General features: G+C 62.7%; 17 protein-coding genes. 13 read left to right on the top strand and 4 right to left on the bottom strand.

Annotated features, from left to right (window positions below; translation table 11 throughout):
- The 3 genes from BV071_RS07930 to ccsA form a co-directional block, all read left to right on the top strand.
- A partial coding sequence (locus BV071_RS07930; RefSeq protein ID WP_035604615.1) for a hypothetical protein occupies nucleotides 1–373 on the top strand: 373 nt, incomplete at its 5' end.
- Nucleotides 374–410: 37 nt separating this feature from the next.
- Nucleotides 411–1,685: a cytochrome c biogenesis protein ResB gene (locus BV071_RS07925; RefSeq protein WP_081885864.1), complete on the top strand. Its 1,275-nt coding sequence runs from the start codon at nucleotides 411–413 to the stop codon at nucleotides 1,683–1,685.
- Between the two features lies 1 nt (nucleotide 1,686).
- A complete protein-coding gene (gene ccsA / locus BV071_RS07920) occupies nucleotides 1,687–3,693 on the top strand; it encodes a cytochrome c biogenesis protein CcsA (RefSeq protein ID WP_035604610.1) in 2,007 nt (668 codons plus the stop codon).
- Between the two features lie 326 nt (nucleotides 3,694–4,019).
- On the opposite strand, the gene BV071_RS07915 is transcribed toward ccsA, so the two are convergent.
- The gene (locus BV071_RS07915) at nucleotides 4,020–5,306 is read right to left on the bottom strand and encodes an SGNH/GDSL hydrolase family protein (protein WP_052573037.1); all 1,287 of its coding nucleotides are present in this window, start codon (nucleotides 5,304–5,306) and stop codon (nucleotides 4,020–4,022) included.
- Between the two features lie 110 nt (nucleotides 5,307–5,416).
- Here BV071_RS07915 and BV071_RS07910 point away from each other — a divergent pair, with 110 nt between their 5' ends.
- The 8 genes from BV071_RS07910 (at nucleotide 5,417) to BV071_RS07875 (ending at nucleotide 16,071) form a co-directional block, all read left to right on the top strand.
- Nucleotides 5,417–6,817, top strand: coding sequence for a hypothetical protein (locus BV071_RS07910; RefSeq protein ID WP_265594200.1), 1,401 nt, complete (start codon nucleotides 5,417–5,419; stop codon nucleotides 6,815–6,817).
- 59 nt (nucleotides 6,818–6,876) lie between these two features.
- Nucleotides 6,877–8,058 (top strand): VCBS repeat-containing protein, encoded by a 1,182-nt coding sequence (locus tag BV071_RS07905; protein ID WP_052573036.1) that lies wholly within the window; start codon nucleotides 6,877–6,879, stop codon nucleotides 8,056–8,058.
- A 45-nt stretch (nucleotides 8,059–8,103) separates the two neighbouring features.
- Nucleotides 8,104–9,348 carry a hypothetical protein gene (locus BV071_RS07900; RefSeq protein ID WP_035604606.1) on the top strand — a complete coding sequence of 415 codons (1,245 nt, stop codon included), beginning with the start codon at nucleotides 8,104–8,106 and terminating at the stop codon, nucleotides 9,346–9,348.
- A complete protein-coding gene (locus tag BV071_RS07895) occupies nucleotides 9,345–10,376 on the top strand; it encodes a hypothetical protein (protein WP_035604601.1) in 1,032 nt (343 codons plus the stop codon). The genes BV071_RS07900 and BV071_RS07895 overlap by 4 nt, the downstream gene beginning before the upstream one ends.
- An 81-nt stretch (nucleotides 10,377–10,457) precedes the next feature.
- Nucleotides 10,458–11,672: a hypothetical protein gene (locus BV071_RS07890; RefSeq protein WP_265594199.1), complete on the top strand. Its 1,215-nt coding sequence runs from the start codon at nucleotides 10,458–10,460 to the stop codon at nucleotides 11,670–11,672.
- Nucleotides 11,669–12,703 carry a hypothetical protein gene (locus BV071_RS07885; protein ID WP_035604590.1) on the top strand — a complete coding sequence of 345 codons (1,035 nt, stop codon included), beginning with the start codon at nucleotides 11,669–11,671 and terminating at the stop codon, nucleotides 12,701–12,703. The genes BV071_RS07890 and BV071_RS07885 overlap by 4 nt, the downstream gene beginning before the upstream one ends.
- A gap of 46 nt (nucleotides 12,704–12,749) precedes the next feature.
- On the top strand, nucleotides 12,750–13,769 hold the full coding sequence (locus tag BV071_RS32655; RefSeq protein ID WP_052573035.1) for a sigma-70 family RNA polymerase sigma factor: 1,020 nt from the start codon (nucleotides 12,750–12,752) through the stop codon (nucleotides 13,767–13,769).
- A gap of 169 nt (nucleotides 13,770–13,938) precedes the next feature.
- Nucleotides 13,939–16,071, top strand: coding sequence for a carboxy terminal-processing peptidase (locus BV071_RS07875; protein ID WP_035604586.1), 2,133 nt, complete (start codon nucleotides 13,939–13,941; stop codon nucleotides 16,069–16,071).
- 3 nt (nucleotides 16,072–16,074) lie between these two features.
- On the opposite strand, the gene BV071_RS07870 is transcribed toward BV071_RS07875, so the two are convergent.
- Nucleotides 16,075–16,380 carry a DUF6172 family protein gene (locus BV071_RS07870; RefSeq protein ID WP_035604583.1) on the bottom strand — a complete coding sequence of 102 codons (306 nt, stop codon included), beginning with the start codon at nucleotides 16,378–16,380 and terminating at the stop codon, nucleotides 16,075–16,077.
- Nucleotides 16,381–16,558: 178 nt separating this feature from the next.
- Here BV071_RS07870 and glnD point away from each other — a divergent pair, with 178 nt between their 5' ends.
- Nucleotides 16,559–19,303, top strand: coding sequence for a [protein-PII] uridylyltransferase (glnD, locus tag BV071_RS07865; protein ID WP_035604580.1), 2,745 nt, complete (start codon nucleotides 16,559–16,561; stop codon nucleotides 19,301–19,303).
- Nucleotides 19,304–19,309: 6 nt separating this feature from the next.
- On the opposite strand, the gene BV071_RS07860 is transcribed toward glnD, so the two are convergent.
- The gene (locus BV071_RS07860; protein ID WP_035604577.1) at nucleotides 19,310–20,524 is read right to left on the bottom strand and encodes a nickel/cobalt efflux transporter; all 1,215 of its coding nucleotides are present in this window, start codon (nucleotides 20,522–20,524) and stop codon (nucleotides 19,310–19,312) included.
- A gap of 80 nt (nucleotides 20,525–20,604) precedes the next feature.
- Between BV071_RS07860 and BV071_RS07855 the strand changes: the two genes are divergently transcribed.
- Complete coding sequence (locus BV071_RS07855; protein WP_035604575.1) at nucleotides 20,605–20,889, top strand: metal-sensitive transcriptional regulator; 285 nt, start codon at nucleotides 20,605–20,607, stop codon at nucleotides 20,887–20,889.
- 449 nt (nucleotides 20,890–21,338) lie between these two features.
- Here the strand turns inward: BV071_RS07855 and BV071_RS07850 are convergent, their stop codons facing one another.
- Nucleotides 21,339–22,475, bottom strand: a complete 1,137-nt coding sequence (locus BV071_RS07850) for a DNA-binding transcriptional regulator (RefSeq protein WP_035604574.1) — start codon at nucleotides 22,473–22,475, stop codon at nucleotides 21,339–21,341.
- Between the last annotated feature and the right edge of the window lie 60 nt (nucleotides 22,476–22,535).

Genomic DNA, 22,535 nt, shown 5'->3' with positions numbered 1-22,535 from the left:
CCAGTTCCGCCTGCTGAGCTACAAGTTCGGCACCGGTGGCGAGGTCGCGGTCGGCATTTCCTCCGGCGGCATGGCCGACAACGTGAACCGCTGGTTGCGCCAGTTCGGCAAGGAGCCGCTGAGCGAAGCCGCGATTGCCAAGCTGGAACAGGGCACGGTCCTCGGCATTCCCGGTCTGTGGGTGGAGACGGAAGGCAATTACGCGGCCGGCATGGGCCAGGCTCCTCGCTCCGGCCAAGGCCTCTACGGCATCATCGCCGAGAAGAACGGTCGTATTTTTACGGTCAAGATGACCGGCCCGGCCGCGGAGGTGACGGGTGAGAAGGAGAAACTGAAGGCCTTCGTGGCGGCGCTTGCCGAGCGTGGTCAGTGAATAAGTCCCGGCCTCTGACCCGTAACCTGCTGCCCTGATGAGTTCCTCTGCCCCGAAGTCGATTCCCGCGCGCATTTTTGATGTGCTCTCGGGATTCGGGCTCGCGACTGCCCTTTTGCTGATCCTGATGGTCCTGACCTGGCTCGCCACGCTCGAGCAGGGTCACCATGGGCTCCACGCCACCCTCCAGAAGTATTTCGACCACCGCTCTTGGGTCGTCTTCCCGGATGCGGTCCTCCTTTCCGACAAATTCGCCGGTGAAGACAAGAGGCTGCCCCCGCTGCCCGGCGGCTTCTGGGTCTGTGCCCTGCTGGTGCTGAATCTCACGCTTGGCGGCGTGATCCGCATGCGCAAGGGCGTCCGCACCATCGGTGTATTGATCGCCCACTTCGGCATCATCCTGATGATCGTCGCCGGCGGCGTGGCCCACTTCAAGGAAGAGCGCGGCCTGATGATGCTCAGCGAGGTGGAGAACCCGATCCTGCCCACGACTTCCGACTACGCTCAGTCCCTCACCGACACCTCGGTGGAGGTCATCGAGGTCAAGGATGCCAAGCCGGTCGGCGCCGTCAATTTCATCAAGGACGCCTATTACACCGATCTCGATGGCGACAAGAGCCGCACGATCCGTCTGCCCAAGCTGCCCTTCGATCTGGAGCTGAAAGGCTACATCCAGAATGCCAAGCCGATGTCGGTCGACAAGATGGCCCCGGAGCATCCGGAGCAGATCGTCGATGGCTGGTTCCTGACTCCGGGCGGAAAGAACAAGGACACCGAACGCGACACTCCTGGTCTCTACGCCCGCGTGCTGAGCCGCGATGGCAAGCAAGGTGACTGGTTCCTGCTTTCGGTGCCTGAGCCCGATACCTTCAAGCCGCGCCTGCCCTTCACTGTGCATGCGGACGGCCGCGATTTCGCGGTCCGGATGGAAAAGCAGGTCTGGCCGGTGCCCTTCAAGGTCCGCCTGCTCGACGCCCGGACGAAGAACTATCCGAACACCACCAAGCCGCAGTTCTTCGAAAGCGACATCATGCGCATCGAGGACGGCCGCGAATCGAAGGTCTTCATCGAAATGAACCAGCCGATGCGCTACGGCGGCATGACGCTGTATCAGCACACGATGATGAACGGCGGACCCTCACAAGGTGGCTCGGCCACGGTTTCAGGATTTGAAGTTGTGAAGAATCCGTCCGATCAGTGGCCTAAGATCTCGATCTACATTGCCGGCTTCGGCCTCTGTCTCCATTTCCTCTTGAAACTCTGGAACTTCCTTGCCCGTGGCAAGGGTGCTTCCGCTTCCAAAGCATCCTGACATGAACGCTACCATCGGACGCTGGATCGTTTTCAGCTTGGGCTTGTGCGCCTTTTTAGGCGTCTTGCTTTGGGCCGCGTTGGGTACCCGGACGGGCGGCGAGGTACGCAGCGTGCCGGGTTACAAGCCGTGGCCGGCGGAGACCGTGGAGATGGCCTCTCTGCTGCCAGTCCAAGACGGCGGGCGAGTGAAACCGCTGGGGACCTTCGCCAGCTTCACCATGCTCAGCTTGCATGGTGCGCGAAGCATGGAGATCGCCGGGCCGGATGGCAAAAAGTTGAAGCTCACCCCGCTGGAGTGGATGCTCGACTGCTTCTTCCGCCCGGAACTGGCCAAGGAGTTGCCGACCTTCCGCATCGACAATTCTGAAGTGATCACGGCGGTGGGCATCTCCGCCCGCGAGCGCCGCGACCGCTACAGCTACAACGAGCTGAAACCGGGTCTCGATCAGCTCAAGGAGGCCGCGACAACCTACTCGGCGATCGACGCCGATCTGCGTAAGGGGGTGGAAAAGCAGACGCTGGAACTCTATTCCAGCATCCAGGTTTTCGAGGCCCTCACCGCTTACATGGATTTCGCCCGCTACGGGTTGCTGCCACGCTCGGAGAGCAAGGACAGCAAGATCATTTCGGTGAGCGAGGTGATGGATATCGCCCCGAAAGTCCGGGCGGCGATGCAGTCCGCCCAAGCCAGCGGCCAAGGCTTGCCGCCGGAAGTGATGACCATCCAGAAGGAGATCACGGACCGGGCCAACGAGTCGAATCCGGTGCTGAAGCTCTTCCCGCCCGGGAACAAGGAGGACGATACCTGGGTCAGTGCCGGCGACCGGATGTTCAACATTTTCACTGGCACCACCCGCGAGCCGGAACAGTCGATCAAGGATGTCCGCATGCTGGAGAACCTGGCGCGGAGCCTGCCGGAAGGCGATGGCGCCTTCCGTGAGAAATTCTCCGAGCTGGAGTCGAGCGTTGTCGCCCGGGCGACCGCGCGCGGCGAGTATCGAGCGATCAAGATGGAGGCTAACTACTTCCGGAAGAACTGGCTGATCAATGCGCTGGTCTGCTTCCTTTTGGCGACGGTCGTTTCCGCAGTGATGCTCTTCACCGGCGATTCCTTTGCCGGGAAGATTTCCTATTGGGCCACGGTCGGTCTCCTGGTGACTGGCTTGTTCAATGTGATCATTCCGATTGTGACCCGCTGCATCATCATGCAGCGACCACCAGTGGGGAATCTCTACGACACCATCATCTTCATCAACATGGCCTTGGTGATCTTCGCGCTGCTGGTGCTGTGGATGACCAAGAAGCGCTTTGTGCTCGGTATCACCCCGATTGTGGCGGCCTTCCTGATCGTGCTGGCACGGGCCTTCGAGCAGGGTGAAGCCAAGGACCACCTGGATCCGTTGATCGCTGTGCTGCGGTCGAATTTCTGGCTCTCCACTCACGTGATCTCGATCACCTTGGGCTACGCTGCCGGCTTGATCACCGCATTGATTTCGGTGGTTTATGTTTTGCTCCGCACCCTCGGCTTGGACAATGGCGATTCCGCCCAACGTCGCTCGGTCACCCGCGCGGTCTATGGCTGCCTTGGCCTGACCCTCTGCCTATCCTTGATCGGCACGGTCCTCGGCGGCATCTGGGCGAATGATTCCTGGGGCCGTTTCTGGGGCTGGGACCCGAAGGAAAACGGCGCTCTGATGATTGTGCTCTGGACCCTTGCCATCCTGCATGCCCGCCTCGGTGGCTACATCCGCGAGTGGGGCCTGCACCTCTGCTCGATGTTCGGAGCCATCGTGGTCGCCTTCTCCTGGTGGCACGTGAACTTCCTTGGCATCGGCCTGCACAACTACGGCTTCGCCGCGGACAAAGTCCGCTTGCTTTACGCCTTCTATGGTGTGATGGCCCTCTTCATCCTCTGGGGTGGCATCGCCTGCCTGATCGACCGCTTCCAGAGCGCCGGGAAAGAGAAGGAAAAGGACCTGGCTCCGGGCAAGAAAGTGGAGGTGTGAGCCTTGGCACCCCGGGCGTCTTGTCATCTCCGATGCTCCCCGTAACCGCGGCGCAGCCGCCCTCGGACTGCTGCGATGATTCGCAGCTTTCGAGTGAAGGCTGAGGCTCGCTGCCCCTGTGAGAGGAAGCAATTCCGTCGCCGCCTCGCGTCCTAACGGAAAGTCCACGATCCGAGGCCACGCTCGCCCCTGCCGGGAACAAGACGGCCTTAGGGCCGCCTCGACCCGATTCCACGCCGCGCCTCCATGTGCATTCGAAAGCTGTGAATCATCACAGCAGTCCGAAGGCGGTTTCACCGCTATTCTCTGGGTGCACCTGTTAGGAGCTACTTCGCCGTCACCACGATTACGTGCTCTGCGGGCTGCCTCGCGTCCGCCAGATTCTTCGCCAGCTTAGCCCGTGCTTTCTCGGTCACCGCGAAGGTGCCATCCAGATCCGCCGCACCTTCCGGTCCGTGGACCAGGGTCTTGATCTGGCGGGTCTCGTAGCCCTGCTTCGCTTCGACCGCGTCCCAGATCTTCTTGAAGGCCGGCACCAGCGGATTCGTCTCGAAGTCCTTGGCCAGGTTCACTCCTGCCTTCAACTGCTCGGCGGTGTAAGCCTTGGTGGTATCGCCCCAGCTCACCTCGTAGTTCGCTGCGGTGGGTGCCTCGATCTTCAGCACGAAGCGGTTCAGCTCCTCATCGAAGGGCACCAGCGCCATGCCCGCGCGGATTGAGTCGTCGTTCTTCACGTCGCCGGGACCTGGGGAGAAAGGAAGCTTGCTGCTCTTGAGAGTGATCTTGCCATCGGCACAAGAGACCACCTCATGTCCGGCCGTCGCCGCGGCCTTGTTGCCTGCCGGATCGTAGCTGATCGTGCCCAGATCGCCATCGAGTCCCATGCCCTTGAGGAAGCCATAGGCCATGACCACCTGGCCGGCCCAATTGGGATGCACGCCGTCCTTGCCCGCGACCTTGAAGTCAGGGCCGAGCGACTTCTCCGCCTGATTGTCGGCCAGCAGCATGGGGCGATAGAGATCCGCAAAGCCCACTTGTTCCGCCGTGGCGACCTGGATGCCGATGTTGCGGAACTTCGAAAGCGAGAGATTGAGATCCAACTGGGTGCCCGAGGCCGACTTTACCCAGGCCGGCACCGAATCGATGATTCCCGGCGAGCCTAACAGAACCCGCGCACCCGCCTTCTTGAAGGCTTGCACCATCGCGGTCTCGTTCTTGCGATACTCCGCGGCGATGTCGTCGTTGTAGGGCACGTAGCGGAAATCGTTCATGCCGTAGCAGCTCGTCGCGTAGGTCGGCTGGAAGCGCAGGACGTCGCTCTGCAAGCGACCCAGGAAGCCGCCGGCCTGCTCCCCGCTCCAGCCATACTGACGGCAGGTGATCTCAAGCTCCGGCAGGCAGGCGGTGAGGTAGGTCTCCATCAGCACCGAGTACTTCTTCTGCTCGGTGATCGAATCGCCGCAGATCGCCACGCGGTCGCCTTTCTTGAGCTGCAGGCCCTGCGGCTCCGGGGCCGGGTCGAGCACGTAGGCGGAGAGTTCCGCCGGCAGGGGTGGGACTTCCTTGGCGAAGACAGGAGCAATCAGGGCGAGAGCGAGAATTCCGCGGATCATGGCTGCTGTCTAACGAGAGCCATGGCGGCCGGATTTCAAGGATTTGTTCGGCCAGCGGGTGCCTGCTTCGGGCTTGAAGTGCAAGTCCCTTGCTGGGAGTGTGTCAGGGCATGCCTGCCAGTCCCTCCCGATGGAAAATCCCGACCGTGATTGCCTTGGCCGTCGGCAGCTACGTGGCGGGGACCTTCCATCCGCGCTTGGGTGGCCTCGGTTCTGCCGATGGATCCTCCGGTGAGAGGGCGGGTGGCGGAAGCACCACAGACGGCGGATCGGATGGCGGGGTGGCGGCGAAAACCACACGCGAGGGCAACCAGAAGAAGTCAAACAGTCCGGTGCTGGGCACACCCTTTGCGAAAGGCCAGGCGCGCGAATGGTTTCTCAAGACGGCGCACGAGGGCTGGGGCAGCAATATGGAGGGGATGCTCAGCATGTTCCAGGCCTGCGCCAGCTTGGACGAGCCCTCAGCCGCGGAACTCGCGGGAGAGCTGCGGAAGCTGCTTGAGGAATTTCACCAGCCGGACTCCGACGTGCACAATTGGGTGAAGAATGACGACATCCTGGAGGCTGGCATCCTCTCGACCCTGTTCCGCTTTACCCAATTGAACCCGGAGGGCGGAATCGACTTCCTGCTGGCGTCCGAGGACATGAAGAACAAAGACGACCTCTTCCAGATGGCCTTCGGAAATCTGGCGAAGAAGGATCCCGCGAAGCTGATATCGGAGCTCGAGAAGCTGGAAGGCAACAATTTGAGAAAGGCGCTGGAGGGATCGGTCGAGGTCCTGCGCAAGAAGGACCCCGAAGCTGCGGTGGCCCTTTTGGAGAAGTTCCCGCAAGAGTCGATGGATCGGGTGCGGCAGGACCTGGTGGTGGAGATCGCCTCCGGGGATCCGCAGGAGGCCCTCAAGGTGGCGGCGCGTTTTGCCAGTGCGGGTGGGAATACCGAGTCCTTCGGCCTGGCGGTGGAGATGTGGGCCCGCCGGGACAAAGCGGCGGCGCTTGCCTGGGCGGGCGCCTACCATGGCCCCGGCGAGGTGGAAGTGCAGCGGGTAATGCTCCGCAACATCGCGGCGGAGGATCCGCGCAAGGCGGTGCAAGTGATGGCTGGCCTTCCCGGTGGTGGCTCGGCCATGGGTCCCGCCGCTGGCGATATTGCCGAGAGCTTGGCCAAGGTCGATCTGGGTGCCGCGAAGGCATGGGTGCAAAGCTTGGCCCAGAGTCCCGCGAAGGAATCCGCGGAGCAACTCATGCTCTCCGTCTGGGTGAAGGCTGATCCGCTGCAGGCGGCGGACTGGATCGACAAGATGCCCGCCGGGCAGCCCCGGGACAATTCGGCCATGCGCCTGATTGAGCAGATCAAGAAGCGCTATCCGCAGGAGGCCTTCGAGTGGGCCGGTTCACTCCAAGACCCGGAGCAGCGCCGCAAGGTAGAGGAGGACGTGGCCAAGGATTGGCGCGAGATGGACCCTGACGCCGCCAATGCCGCGTGGGCCGGACGCCATGGAAAAGAGTAGGTATCCGGCCCGAAAGTTATCCGACTATCCTCGCGTTTCACTCACGCACTTTTCGTTTCATGAAACCCAGCGCCTTGCTTCTTCCCGCCGGCCTTTTGGCCCTCGCCTATGCCCTTGCCCAATCCCCGCCGGCCAAGGCCAAGTGGACCAAGCAGGTCGTGAGCAAGGATTTCCTCTCCGAAGGCCTCGGCGCGGGTGACATCGATGGCGATGGCGTGAAGGACCTGGTGGCCGGGGCCTTCTGGTTCAAGGGGCCGGACTTCAAGGAGGCGAAGCAATACCGCCCCGGTGCGCCCGCCAGCATTGAAGCTTACATGGAGGATTCCTTCCTCGCTTGGGTGACGGATGTCACCGGCGACGGCAAGAACGACATCCTGATGGCCCGCCACCCCGGCCGCGGCATCGACCTGTATGTGAACCCCGGCAAGGAAGGGGAGTGGACCGCCCACCGCGTCATGGCACAAGGCGCCACCGAAAGCCCGATCTGGGTGGATCTGGATGGCGACAAGAAGAACGAGATGGTCTGCATGGAGGACGGCAAGTTCGGCTACTACAAGGCCGACTGGTCGGAGCCCACCAAGCCTTGGACCTTTGTCGCGATCTCCGACAAGCGCAGCGATTCCCCTTACGTTCACGGCCTCGGCGCGGGCGATCTGAACGGCGACGGCCGGGTGGACATCGTCGAGAAGCAGGGCTGGTTTGAGCAGCCAGCGAAAGCCGGTGAGGCCTGGACCTGGCACCAGGAAAACTTCGCTGGCCCCGGCGGCGCGCAGATGCTGGTTTTCGATGTCGATGGCGACAAGGACAACGACATGGTCACCAGCCTCAATGGCCACGGCTATGGTCTCGCGTGGTATGAGAACGAGAAGAAGGACGGCAAGGTGAGCTTCACCAAGCACGAGATCCTTCCCGAGGATCCCGCCAAGACCGGTCCGGACGGGCTGCAGTTCAGCCAGCTCCATGGTCTGGATGCCGGGGACTTTGACAAAGATGGCCGCATCGACTTCATCACCGGCAAGCGCTTCTGGGCGCATATGGCCAATGATCCGGGTTCGAAGGATCCGGCCCTCGCCGTGGTCTTCTACAACCGCAAGGATGGCGATGGCGTGAAGTGGGTGCCCGAGGTGATTGACACCGACTCCGGTGTCGGCTGCCAGGTGCTGGCCGTGGATCTCGATGGCGACGGCAAGCTGGAGTTCGCGGCCGGCAGCAAGAAAGGCGTGCACGTGATCCGGCAGTAGTCCGGCGCTCTTGCCCGCGCCGCCCGCATTTGGGATTGTCCGTCTATGGCTGGGAAGCAAGCGATGCTCAGGACTGCCTTGGCAGTTTGCGTTCCCATCGCGGGCTTCGCGATCGGGCGCGGAGTCCCGTCTTCCTCCGCCAAGTCCAAGCCTGAAGCGGCGGTTGCCGAGGCGGCCGCGGCAGCTCCGCGCGAGTCTGACCTTTCCTCCCTGCTTTGCGAGATCTCGACCGGCAATCTGGCGCGAGCCCGTGCGCGGATCATCGAGCTGCGGGATGGCCCGGAGAAAACCGAAGATCTCCGGGAGTTGGCGCAACTCCTTACGGCGATCGCCATTCGGGATGGCAAGAGCTTCGACGCGCTCATCGCCACCTTTCCGGAAGAGCTGCAGGACTACCTAACGGATTGCTGCATCCTCGCTCTCATGGACGAGCCGGCAAACTACGTGCGCCTGCTCGCGGACTCGGAAACGTTTGCGCGCGCGGCCCTGGTGACGAGGCACTGCGACCCAAGCTTCGTGATCAGGCAGGAGTCCGGCCTGTTTCTCGATCTGCTGGAACAGGGAGAATTTCCGTGGGCTTCCCAAGGAGCTGAATCGGGACTGCGTGATTTTTATCCGAATGCGGCCGGGGCGCTCCGGCTGCTCCAGCTTTGCCAGGCAGGGAAACTGAAAAGCCTCAAGGAATCCACCTTGGCTCGCATCATGGAGAGGCTGGATCAAGATGGCTTGGAGAAATTGCGGGCGGCAGCGTGGGAGGGGCCTCTGGGTTCGCTGCTCGATCAGGAGGCGAAGGCCCGCGAGCTCTTCGCCAACTTCGATGCCGATGGAGACAAGTCGTGGGACGGGATCCGCCAACGCCGCGTGATCGATGGCATGAACCGATTGATCCAGCGCTCCGGCGTTCCCGAGGTGGATTGGAGCGGCGTGCCGGGAGATCTACAGGAGGTGCTTCCCGGCCACATGGTCCAAGCCGCAGTCAATTACCAGGGTGATGCCGGCGCCCGGACCCTTCTCGATTCGATCAAGAATTCGGATCTGCCGGAGGACCGGCGCAATACGATGCTGGAGATCGCCGCCTCCTCACTCTTCGATCAGCAGGGAAATATCCGCCTCGCCATTGATTTCGCGCACGCCATCTCCACCGATGCGAACGGGCGCAATACCGGGGAAGACCTGCTCATCAAGTGGATGACATTCGATCCGATGAGCGCGCAGGACTTCACCACCAAGATCGAGCCCTCACCCTATCGCGACCGCATCCTCGCGCGGGTCCGCGAGGTATCCCCATGAAGTTCACCCTCGGCATTATCGCTCTCGGGGTGGCCGGTTTCGCGGCGGGATACTTCACGCGGGAGAGTCCGGCGCAGCCCGCGGGCAGCCCGTCCAAAGCGAAGAGCGCGAGGCTCGACTCCGTCTTGCGCAGCGGCGATTCCGCCCACGCCCTAGAATCCCTGCGGAAGCTGGCAGAGGAAGATCCCCGCGCCTTCTTCAAGGAGCTGGGGCATTTCCCGAGGCTGGACGGGATCGAAGAACTGGTGAGCTTGGCGGCATCGAAACTGGCGGCCGGGGACCCTGCGGATTCGGCGAAGCTCCTGAACCAGATCCCCAATGTCCGATTCCGGGACGCGGCGTGGATTGCCTATGTCAAGGGACTCGAAGGCCGCTCCTTGCTCGAGAAGCTCGACATCGCCCGTCTCGCCCAGCCTGTAGGGGAAAAGATTGGCCTGATTGCGGTGTTGGGGCCCGCAATGAAGGCTGATCCCGATGGCACCCTGGAACTCCTGCGGCGGCGTGAGACGGTCGGGTCCTACAGGTCGGCCCTTGGCAACTTCGGCAAGACCCGGCCCGACCTGGTGTTCGACAAGCTGACTGCCGACATGAAGAGCGGCTTGCTGAAGCCTAGCGACGGCCAGTGGATCTTGTCCACGATGACAACCCAGAGCCAGAGCCCGGAGGTGCTCGGTGCCGCAGCCAAGACCCTGAAGGATCATGGTTGGGGGGAGGGGCTCTATGCCGGGCCGATCTTCACCTCGGCATTTGATGAAGCTGGGCCCGCGGACAAGGCGGTGGTGGTCGACGCCATCGATACCCTGTCCGCGGTGCAGAAGAACTCCGTCCTCTCGCAGATTCCCTTGGCTTCCTGCCCGGATGCCAGCCTGGCGCTACGGATTCTTAACTCGATGGACTCCACCGAATTGCAGGTTAGCGCTTTGAAGGGCCTGAAGCAGTCGGGGGCCGAGCCCGGGATGGTCGCTGCCGTATTTGCCGGGATTGCCAGCGAGCGGACCCGCGAGCTGATGAAAGCCAGCGACCCCTGAATGGGGCTCCCGAAGTAGTCCGGCGCACTTGCCAGCGCCGCCCGCATTTGGGATCGTCCGCCTATGGCTGGGAAGCAAGCGATGCTCCGGACTGCCCTCGCAGTTTGCGTTCCCATCGCGGGCTTTGCTACCGGTAGAGGCTTGCGGCCCTCGCCAGTGAAGCCGGAGTCTGCGGTGGCAGCCAGCAAGGCTGCGGTGTCACCGCCGCGCGGCGGTAATCTGCCTTCGTTGCTCTGCGAAATCTCGGGCGGCAATCTCGCGCGGGCCCGCGCACGAATCGGCTCGCTGCGGGATGGTCCCTCTAATCCCGAAGAACTCCTCGAACTGGACAAGCTCCTCGCGGCTATCGCCAAGAGGGATGGTGCGACCTTCGACGCGATCGTCGCCACCTTTCCCGGGAATCTGCGGGATGATCTTGTGGAGCGCTGTGCCAAGGGGCTTGAGAACGAGCCCGAAGTCTTCCTGCGCTTGCTGGCGGAGTCGGAAGAATTCTCGCGTGTGGCTCTGGCGCGTGAAATGACGGTGCTACCGGTCCGGGCCGCCCCGGGGCTCTTCCTCGATCTTCTCGAACAGGGCAAATTCGCGTGGCCCTCCAAAACTCTGGAATCGGTGGCTTACGCAGTTCAACAGGATCCGGCGAGTGCGCTCCGTTTGCTTGAACTTTGCCGTGCCGGGCGGGTGACTTTGACCAATGGTTGCATGCTGGGTTACACCCGATTTTTGGACGACAAAGGTTTGGCGAAGCTGCGATCGGCTCCGGGTGAGGGTCTTCTCGCCGACTTGATCGAACAGGAGGCGAAAGCCCGCGCGCTCTTCGCCAACTTCGATCCGACAGGCAAGTCTTGGGACGGAATCGGACCGGCCCGCTTCGACCAAGGCATGGAGGAGATGATCTCCCGTTCCGGCGTCCCCAGCATTGATTGGAGCAGCGTCCCGCCGGATTTCCGTGATTCTCTCCCCGCCGACATGGCAAGAATCGCGGCTTACGCACAGGGGGATGCCGGAGCGCGCGTCCTGCTTGATTCCATCAAAAAAGCTGAGCTCCCGGAGGCCAGCCGCAACCACATGTTGGAAAGTGCCGCCTCCGCGCTCTTCGGGCAGGGCGGCAACATCCGCCTCGCCATCGATTTCGCGCACGCCATCTCCAACGATGCCGACGGGCACAACGCCGGGGAAGACCTGCTGATCAAGTGGATGGCCTTCGATCCGGCCAGCGCGCAGGACTTCACCACCAAGATCGGACCTTCGCCCTATCGCGACCGCATTCTCGAGCGGGTTCGTGAGATCAGCCCATGAAGTTCACCCTCTGCATCATCGCCCTCGGCGCGACGGGCTTCGCGGTGGGATTTTTCCCGGGGGAGAATCCAGCCGCAGCGCATGGCGCAGCGGCGAAGTCTGCCAGTGTTCGGCTTGACTCAGTGCTGCGCGGGGGAGATTCGGCCCACGCCCTGGATGCCCTGAGAAAACTCGCGGAGAACGACCCCCGTGCCTTCTTCAAAGAGCTGGAGCATTTCCCGCAGCTGGATGGGCTCAATGACCTTGTCGCCATCGCGGCGCGCAAGCTGGCGGCAGGAAATCCCGCGGATGCCGCAAAGCTGCTGAATCAGATTTCGAACCTTCAATTCCGGCTGACCGCGTGGCTCGGGTTTGTGAAAGCCGTTGACCTTACTCTGCCGGAGAAGATCGCGCTCGCGCGGCCCGCGTGGCATGAGGTGACCTTGAAGGCTGTGTTGCGCCCGGGGCTGGAGACCGATCCCGAAGGCACTCTCAAGGCCTTGCATCAGCAGGAGATGATCCCCTTCTACCGCACGGCTCTCGGCGAGCTAGGCAAGACCCACCCTGCAGATGTAATCGCCAAGCTGAAAGCGGACTTTGCGAGCGGCTTCCTCAAGCCCAACGATGGCTCGTGGATCCTGGGCATGATGACGCAAGATCGCACGAGTCCGGAGGTTCTCAATGCCGTCGCGGGGATGATCAGGGACCACGGCTGGGGAGAAGGGCTCTATAGCGGCCAGATCTTCAGGACCGCTTTCCTTTTGGCCGATTCCACAGCGCGGCCACAGGTCTTGGACGCCATCGACACCCTGCCGGCGGTGCAGAAGAATTTCGCACTCTCCCAGATTCAGCTGGATGCCTGCGCGGATGCAGGGTTGGCGCTGCGCATACTGAACTCGATGGATTCGACCGAGCTCCAGATTGCTGCCTTGTCGCAACTGAAGACCTCGAGGGCCGGTCCAAAGATGATTGAGGCCGTCGTTGCCGGGATCGCCAGCGAGCGGACCCGCGCGCTGTGGCAGGAGACGATGTCGCAAGGTTCTGAAAAATAATTGTTCGGTTTCCCCAAGCGGCGACGAATACTGGAAGAAGACCACAATGAAGATCATTTCGAGGGCCCCCGGGAATCATTCCGAACTGCTGGAGCAGTTTCTGGCGACCCGGGACCAGCGGGCCTTTGCGTCATTGGCGGCGGCCCACCTGGGGCTGATCTACTCGGTGGCGCTGCGGATCACGCAGGCCCCGGATCTGGCAGAGGATGTCGCGCAGACGGTGCTGATCAAGCTGGCCGCGCTGAGACGCTTGCCGGGCGGGGTTTCCCTGAATGCCTGGCTGCACCGGGTGAGCCGCTCGGCGGCGATCGATCTCGTCCGGGCTGAAGAGCGGCGCCGCCAACGTGAGACGGTCGCGGCGGCCTTTGCCGATGGCGCGAGCGCAGGCGATGATTCCCGTTGGGACCGGATCTCGCCGGTGATCGATGAGGTGATCGGGCAGTTGCCCGCGCGTGACCGTGAGCTGATTCTCTCCCGCTTTTTCACCGGTAGCTCTCATGGCTCGATGGCCCGGACCCTTGGCATGACCGAGGATGCCGTGCGCATGCGCCTGAAGCGGGCGATGGAGAAGATGCGGGTGCTGCTGGAGCGGCGCGGGATCGCGACCTCGGCGGCCTTGCTGGCGCTCTGTCTGCCGGCGCATGCCGCGAGTCCGGTGCCGGAGATCCTTCTGGAGCGGCTGCCAAGAATCATCCCGCCGCCCATGCACAAGTTCCTTTGGCTTCGTGCGCTCTTTGCGGCCCGGCCGCTGCAGACCGCGGCTCTTGCCGCCTCGATCGTCGCGGCCGTGGCGATCGGCCTGCCTTCGCAAGAGCCGAAAGCGGTTGCCGCCCGAACGGAAGTTCCGACCGCAGAGGTTCCGGCAGCCCTGCTCGCGCCGGTGGATGGCATTGCCGAGCCGAGCCAAGAGCCGGGCTTCGATCGCGAAACCGCGAGCCGTTTTGCGGTGCCGCCACGGAATTTACGCGTCACACCGCCGGACGATTCAGAGATCGAATTTCCCGATCCGAGGATTGAGGTGGTTTTCAAATACGACCTCTCGGCTCCGGACCGGTTTTCGGCCTGAGCAAGGTCGTCTTGGTTTTGAGCGCGGCAATCGCAGGTAAGACGCCGCCCCCCATGAGGCATCCCTACAGGACGCGTTGATTGTGGCTGCCTATCCCCGGCACTCCGTGTCGGGCTGTTATAAGTCGTCCCTTCGGGACGGAGAACTTCAGACCCCAGCCGTATTCCATATGACTCTGCGTTCCCGCATTCTCGCCGCACTGGTCCTTTCTCTAACACCCGCCCCGGCGGGACAGGCGGACTTCAATGACGTCGGCAAGTGGATGGCGATCGTGCTGCAGAACGGGCACTTCTCGCGGCAGCCATTCTCGGAGATGAGTGGCCGCTTTCTTGAGTGCTACCTGAAGGCACTTGATCCGGCGAAAGTCTATTTCACTCGCCAGGATATCGACCGCTTCGAGAAGGCTTACGGCGACTCGCTCGATGACCTATTGCTGAAGGGCGGGTGCATGACTGCGGCCAACGATATCTCGCGTACCTGGGTCCAGCGGGTCACGGCCCGGGTGGAGGAGGCTGCCAAGCTTTTGGCAACGCCGGACTTCAACTTCACCATGGCCGAGACGATCCCGGCGACTCGCAAGGAGGCCGCGTGGCCACAGGACGAGGCGCAGGCGATGGAGATCTGGAACCTGCAGGTAAAGGCTGCCTTGCTGGCGGAGATCCTGCGCCGCGAGGGTGCCGCCGATGCTCAAAGTCCCGCGGAGAAACTCAGCACCCGTTACCGCCGGGTGCTGGCCGATGCCAAGGAGGACAGCGAGCCCGCGAAGCTTGCCGCCACCTTCCTGAGCGCCGTGGCCCAATCCTTCGATCCTCACTCGGACTACATGAGCGAGCGCGAGGTCGAACTCTTCAACGAGGACATGCGCAACGAGATCAACGGCATCGGCGTGATGCTCCAAACCGAGGCGGATGGCGCGACCCGGATCCGCAATCTGGTCCGGCATGGCCCGGCAGATCAGCAGGGTGGTCTGCAAGCCGGTGACCGCGTGATTGCCATTGATCCCGATGGCGAGGGGCCGCGAGAGAAGGTGGATATCCTGTTCATGGGCGTCAGCCGCGTCTCCGAGTTAATCCGAGGCATCCCGGGCACCCCCCTGACCCTGAGTGTTGAGCCCGCTTCTGGAGCAGCCGGTGTTGCTTCCGTCTCCCTCTTCCGCGGCACGGTCGCGGTCGAGGCCAGCCAAGCCAGCGCACAGCTCATCCGGGTGAAGGAGGACGGAGTTGAGCGCAAGCTCGGGCTCATCACCCTGCCATCCTTCTACCGCGACTTTGAAAAAAACCAGACCGCCTGCTCCGTGGATGTCGAGCGGCTGTTGACCCGCCTGAAGAGCGAGAGGATCGATGGCTTGTTGATCGACCTGCGCGGCAACGGTGGCGGCTCGCTTGGCGAGGTCCAGCGGATGACCGGCTTCTTCACCCGCCCGGCACCGGTGGTTCAGGTGAAGGACGGCTTGGGTGAAACCGTGGTCTTGGAGTCCAGGGCCAAGGAGCCGCTTTACGCTGGGCCAATGGTCGTTCTGACCGATCGCGGCAGCGCCTCCGCCAGCGAGATCTTCGCCGCCGCGCTCCAGGACGACAACCGGGCCGTGGTGGTGGGAGATCACGCTACTTTTGGCAAGGGCACGGTCCAAGTGATCAAAGACCTCGGCGAGAAGATGCCCTTCTTCGCCGGTCGCAAGGGAGCGGGTGGCCTGCGGCTCACGGTGCAGAAGTTTTACCGGCCCTCGGGAGTCTCAACCCAGAACCGCGGGGTGATTCCTGACATCGTGGTGCCAGGGCCAGATAGTGCCCGCGACGGCGGTGAGAGCGATCTGCCCTTCGCTCTCCAGCAGGACCGGATCGAGCCCGCGCCCGGATTCAAGCCGCTGGACCGGAACCGGCTCTTCACTCCAAAGCTGGCGGAGAAGAGCGCAGCCCGGGTGGCGGCATCACGGGACCTCGGCTACTTCCGGCAGGATGCGCTGCGGTTGGAGAAGCTCATCGCGGCGAACCGGGTGAACCTCAACCTGGAGGAGCGCCGGAAGGAGACCGAGGAAAACAAGGCCATCGCCCAGCAACGCGAGGAGGAACGCCAGGGACGTTTTGCCGGGATCGTGGAAGCCGACCGCCAGCATCTGGAAATCTTTCCGCTCAAGCTGGCGGAGCTGGCAAATGGAGCAGCCCTCCGGAAGGCGGACGAGGAGGCACCTGAGCCGGGAGAGAAAGGCAAAGCCCTCTCATGGCCGAGCGGCCTGGATCCCCAAAAGCGCGAAGCGATGGCGGTGCTCGGGGATCTGATCGAGGCGACCGCGCGGGCGACCTGAGGCTCAGTCCGTCCCGGCAGCTCCATCCTTCTTCGCGCGGTGCCCCGGCTTGGAGAGGATCTCCACGTAAACGGATGCGGCTCCTTCCCGCTGGGCATCCTCGATCGCGAGCTCAACGTCGCCGGGGTGCTTGGCTTCAGGCGCAGCATGGCCCTTGCCGACCTTGCAGTCGAAGTCCCAGAAGTCGACGCCCTCCGGCAGGGCCTTGCGGCGCTCGCGCTTCAGGTACCTGCGGAGCTCATTCTTGATCCCATCGAGCACCGTCTTGGGCTGGCGGTCGGGAACCGTGAGGGGAAAGGTCTTCTTCATGCCGCGGCTTGTGAGGCCCGGGCCCGGACTTGTCCACCGCGGAAAACGGGCTTGTTCACAGGACTGCCGCTGATTCCTAACGGTTTGCGGGCCGCGCGGGGAATTACGCACAGCTTGTTCACAAGTTCTGCCCCGCGCCTTGACCCCTGCGAAAATACGCGCACCCTGCACGCAGCGGATGTCCACCCACCTGAAGACCCTGCAGGCCCACGCGAAAACGGCGCTCAAGCCCGCCGTGCAAGGCCACCTCTCGCCGGCCGAACGCATCGCCCTCTACCGCCGTTTCCTCAAGATCGAGGAGCACCGGATCAAGCTGCGCCACCGCGCCGGTGCCGGGGGCTTGGAAATCGCAGGTTCGCGGTCCGAGTTGCTGGATGTCGTCCTGCGCTCGCTCTTCGACCTCGCCCTGTCCAAACGCAAAGAGGCACCGGTGCTGGCTCTGGTCGCCATCGGCGGCTACGGCCGCGGCACGCTCAATCCGGGCTCGGACATCGACCTGCTGTTCCTGCTGCCGCGGGCCTCGAACAAGCTGCCGGAGGACCTCTCGGCGCTGGTCCAGGAGATCCTCTACCTGATGTGGGATGTCGGCTTCAAGGTCGGCCATGCCTGCCGCTCGGTGGCCGAGTGCATCGAGCAATCGAAGGCCGACCCGCAGAACAAGACGGCGATGATCGACGCGCGGATGATCGCTGGCGACAAGAAGCTCTTCGCCGAGTTCCAGACCCGCTTCGACAAGGACTGCGTCAAGAAGGGCCAAGAAGCCTTCTTCGACCTGCGCCGCCAGGACCTGCGCACGCGCCACCAGAAATTTTCCAAGACCGTCTTCCTCCAGGAGCCGAATGTGAAGGAGGGCTGCGGCGGGATGCGCGACTATCACAACATCCGCTGGGTGGCCCGGGTGAAGCGCGGCAGTACCGACCTCCACGATCTGGTGGACGACAAGCTGCTGACCGCCACCGCGCTGCGGCGGATCGAAGCCGCCTACGACTTCCTGCACCGCGTCCGCAATGAGCTCCACTACCAGGCAGGGCGGGGGAGCGATCAGCTCACGCTGCGCCTGCAAGGGGTGGTCGCGACGAATTTCCGCTATCCCCAGCGCAGCATCCTGCGCCGCACCGAGGAATTCATGCGGGACTACTACCGGCACACCCGCAGCCTCTATCAGCACACCAACTCGCTGATGGAGAGCTTCGAAATCGAGCAGGAGGAGCAGGAGGACCGGGGAGGCCTGAAGTCCTTCCTCACCCTGGGTCGCAAGAAGCGCGAGGAGTTCGATGGCTTCATCTCCCGCCAGAACCGGATCTATCCCCTGAACAACGAGATCTTCGATGAGGATCCGAACCGCATGATGCGGATGTTCCAGCACACCCAGCTGCGGAACCTGCGGCTCAGCCCGCCGATGCGCCGCCTGATCAAGGCGCATCGCGAGGCCGTCGACCGTCCCTTCCGTTATTCGAAGACGAACCGCGAGACCTTCCAGGCGATCCTCGAGCGCAAGGGCGATGTCTCCCGGACTCTGCGGCAGATGCACCGCGTCGGGTTTCTCGGCCGCTACTTGCCGGAGTTCGGCGCGCTGGACTGCCTAGTGCAGCACGAGTTCTTCCATCGCTACACCGCGGATGAGCACACGTTGCGCTGCATTGAGGAGTTGGATGCTCTGGTCGGGACCGAGGATCCGCGGAAGGAGATCTATCGTCGGCTCTTGCACGAGGCCGAGGATCCCTACGCGCTCTATCTTGCGCTGATCCTGCACGATACCGGCCGCGCCGAGAACGTGCGCGAGCACACCGATGGCTCAGCAATGCTGGCCGCGCGCCTCTGCAATCGCTTGCAGGTCCACGGTCCGCGCCGCGCGGTGATAATGTATCTGGTGGACCACCACCTGACTTTCTGGCGCTTCGCCACCACCCGGAACATCGAGGATCCGGATGTGGTCGCGGAGTTTGCGCGGATCGTGAAAACCAAGGAGCGGCTCGATTTGCTGCTGCTCTTCAGCTACGCGGACTCCAACGGCACCAACACCGAGACCTGGTCGAGCTGGAAGGAGACCCTGATGCTTCAGCTCCACTCCAGCACGCGGACCTTCCTCAAGGAAGGACGCGAGCGCTATGCCGCTTCGATCCGCTCGGAGAAGAAAGACCTCAAGGAGCAAGTCAAGGCGGCCCTCAAGGAAGAGGACCAGCCCGCGGTGGACGAGCATTTCAAGCGCATGCCGGACTCCTACTTCCGCTTCCGCGAGGCTGCCTCCGTGGCTGCCCACGTGAAGGCGGTGCTCAAGCTGGAGCCGAAGAAGGATGAGGATGTCTTCGATTGCTCGCTGCAGTGGGTGGACATGCCGGAGAAGGGCTACACCGAGCTGGTGATCGCCACCCACGACCGGCCGCTCCTGTTAGAGAAGATCTGCTGCGCGCTGGCCTCGGAGGAACTGAACATTCTCTCGGCTGACTTCTTCACCCGCAGTGACGCGGTGGTGCTGGACATCTTCCGCGTCTGCACCACGAACTTCGAGCCGGTGTCGGACCTCTCGCTGCGCAAGCGCTTGTCGACGACGCTGCGGGAGGTGGGCTTGTTAGAGAAATACGAGCACGCGCGCTATTTCCGGCGGAAGCCGAACCTCCTGCGCCCCAAGGACGACCACGGCATGGCTTTCCCGGTGCGTGCCTATGTCTCGAACGACCTGCATCCGGCTTGCACTGCCATCGAGATCCAGGCGGTCGACCGCATCGGCCTGCTGCACGATCTCTTCCACGCGATCAATACCCACGGCCTCAACACCGCCAATGCCCGCATCTCCACCGAGAAGGGCGCGGCGATGGATACCTTCTACGTGACGACCTCCGACGGGAAAAAGGTGGCTGATGACGAACTGCTGAACCGGCTGCAGCACAGCATCGAGGATCTGATCGGGAAGAAGGACAGCTGAGCCAGTTCACTTGGCGAGGCCCGTCCACCCATGCCATGCCATGTAGGCGGCGATCAGCACGAGCACCACGCAAGAGGCGTATGGTGCCCGGCGCATCAGCTTGTTGAAGCCTTTCATCTTCTTCTCCGCGTGGCGCACGCCGAGGGCTGCGATCACGCCGACCGTCACCATGATCAGGGCAAGTCCGATGCTGAATGCCGCTACCAGCGCGAAGCCCAAGGAGTACTTCTTCAACTGCAAGCACACCACCAGCACGGTCAGCGCGGCAGGGCAGGGCATGAGCCCGCCCGTCAGGCCGAAGAGCACGATCTGTCCCGTGGTCACCTGACGATTGGCGAAGCGCCGCTCGATATCAGCGGCATGCGCCGCTTCATGGGCGTCTTGGAACTCCTCGTCGCCATGATCATGATCGTGATGATGGTGGCCATGCCCGTGCCCGTGTTCGTGACCATGCCCATGATCTTCTTCGCTGAAGGGCAGCTTGTAGCTGTGTGAGTGATCACCGTGGGAGACGCTCAATAGAACTTGGAAGGCATGCGGCTCCGGAATCGTCGCGGTTGATTCGAGGAAACCATCGCGCTGGGTGAAGCCGTAGTCTTCGATATGCCCTTGCGGTCGCGTCAGCCGCAAAGCCACCGTCTTGGCCTCGGGCATGAAGGTCTTCCCGCGCTCGGAAAAGCGCAGCCGGAACACCGGCGGAATCCCGTCCTCGAAGATGCCCACTTGAATGGTGCCGTGCCCGGTGTGGATGTGCCGGCCCGCGCCAATCTCCGCAGGGTGCTCGTGGCTCTCTCCATCATGGTGGTGATGGTCATCGCCATGCCCGTGATCGTGGCCATGATGATCGTGGTGGCCGTGGTGGTGCTCATGCTCAGCCTTTGCATCCAGCCGGATGCGCCGGAACATCCATGCCGCCATCGCCAGGATCACCGCAGCGGAAATGAGCTGGAAGATCGGCTCGGTGGTCTCCGCGTTCCACTGATTCCCGAAGCGCAAGGCCAGTGCTGCCAGAGCCCAGATCACCAGCGAGTGCGACAGCGCGGCCGACAGGCCTAGCAGCACCGCCTGCGCAATCGTACCGCGGATCGCGATGATGAAGGCCGCCATCATCGTTTTCGAGTGGCCGGGCTCCAGCCCGTGGAGGGCTCCTAACAGGATGGCCACCGGAATGTACAGCCATGCCGATGCCCCGCCGTGCAGCAAAATCTCGCGCAGATCCATATGGGGGATACTCCCTACCCCCTTTCTTTCTTGCAATGTTCAATTGCCGGGAAAGCGCATCCGGGGCAGGCTCCGCAGCGATGTCACACTCACCCGAGGATCCGGAAGCCGATCGGCGGGCCCTGCAGCTCCGCTTGCGGAAAATCATCGGCCAGCTCCAGGCGATCGAGAAGACGGTCGGCGGTGACTACGAGTGTGGCGAGGTACTCAACCAGCTGGTGTCCGCCCGCAAGGCCATCAAGTCCTTGGCGGAGAAGATCGTGCTGGAGCATCTCGAGCACTGCTTGGAGGACATGGGGCCGACCGGCAAAAGCGCCAAGCAACTGCGTGAAGTGGCGACCATGCTCAAGCGCTACGTCGAGTGATGGAACGCGCTCGGAAGAGCAAGAAAGTTGCCGCAGAGGCACTTTTTGAGCGCCGCCAGTACTCCTTCCAGGCACTTATCGGCAAACAGCTCACATTTCCATTCCCATGAAACGGATGTTTTGTGGGAATTGCGAATAAGTGGGCATAAGTTTCCGTGTTATTCAGCGATTTAGTCCTCGCCAATGCCACTTCGGAAGGCATTCTCCCCGGACCGATGGCTTGCCAACGCAGACCTCGGTGCCAGCCGAACCAAGCGGCTCGTCATTTTGTTCGATCCTGAATTCCGGGGGGACTTCAGCCGACCAGACGACCAGGACGTTTAGCTTAAAACCAGAAAGAGCGTGAGTCGAAGTTCCGGGGGGGATGACGGCTCACGCTCTTGGTCTTTCAGGACCAAAGCTAGAATACCGGCCGGACTCGGCCCTCCTTTCTCCGCATTTTCGCGCCCTTAGCGCCGGTTGCTGACTCGGAATTCCTTCGGAGTCACGCCGAGCCGCTGGCGGAAGAGATTCACCAGCGCGCTGGCGGTCCGGAAACCGGAGCGCTCCGCGACGTCCTGCAGCGACAGGTCCGAGGAGGAGAGCAGGCGCATCGCCAAGTCGAAGTGAGCGCGCCAAATCTCGTCGTGGAGAGTCCGGCCGATCAGGGCATTGAAGCGCCCTTCGAGGGAGCGTCGGGAGATCGTGGTGGCTGCGACCACGTCGCGGACCTTGATGGTGCAGTCGGAATTCTCACGGATGAAGCGCAGGGCTGCGACCACATCGGCATCGTCGAAGGCGAAGACATCGGTCGAGCGGCGCTCCACGACATGCGCTGGAGCGATCCGCACCGGCTCCGTCGGGCGTTCCTCGCCGGAGAGGATTCGGTCGAGCAGAGCCGCCGCCTCGTAGCCGCGCCGCTCCATATCCGTCTCGACACTTGAAAGAGTGGGGGAACTCAGCTCGCAGAGTTGGGTGTGATTTCCCGCACCCACCAGCGCGATCTCCTCCGGCACCTTGAAGTCTGCCTTCCAACAGGCCTCGAGCACCATGCCAGCGATCCGGTCCAGCGCGGCGAAAACGCCGAGCGGGCGGGGCAGGCCGGCAAGTTTTTCGATCAATTCGTCATCGCTGTGATTGGCCGAGAGATTGATGTTCGTAACCTTGAAGCCCGCTTCCTCGACCCGCGCTTGGAAACCGGCACCGCGATCCTGCGAATAGCGGGTGCCGTCCCGCTTGCGGACGAAGGCGAAGTCCTTGAAGCCACGGCTGATCAGGTGCTCCGCGGCCAAGCGGCCGATCGCGTGGTCGTCGCTCAGCACGCTGCAGACCTGGGTTTCGTCCATCAGGCCGGCCACATTGATCACGGGAATGTCCTTCCGGTTCGCCGCGGCCTCGCGGAAGCGCGGATCCACCACCGTGCAGATGATCGCGTCGCCCTGCCAGGTCTCCACCAGCTCGGCGAGTTCCTTCCGTTCTCGGTCAAAAAATGCCATCCGCCAGTTCGGTTTCCGCTGCACATAGCGGCTGATCCCGTCGAGGATCTTACTGCCGTAGCCGCTGAGTGGATCGAGCATCAACCCGATATGCAGGTAGGAGGACTTCACGGCCCGCGAGCATTGCCAGAACTTCCCTAATGTAAACGCCTAAGAGAAAGATACGATTCC

This window comes from Haloferula sp. BvORR071, assembly GCF_000739615.1.
In the GTDB taxonomy this organism is placed as follows: Bacteria; Verrucomicrobiota; Verrucomicrobiia; order Verrucomicrobiales; family Akkermansiaceae; genus Haloferula.
Note: the sequence above shows the minus strand (reverse complement) of the source record. Positions and strands in the feature narration are given on the sequence as shown.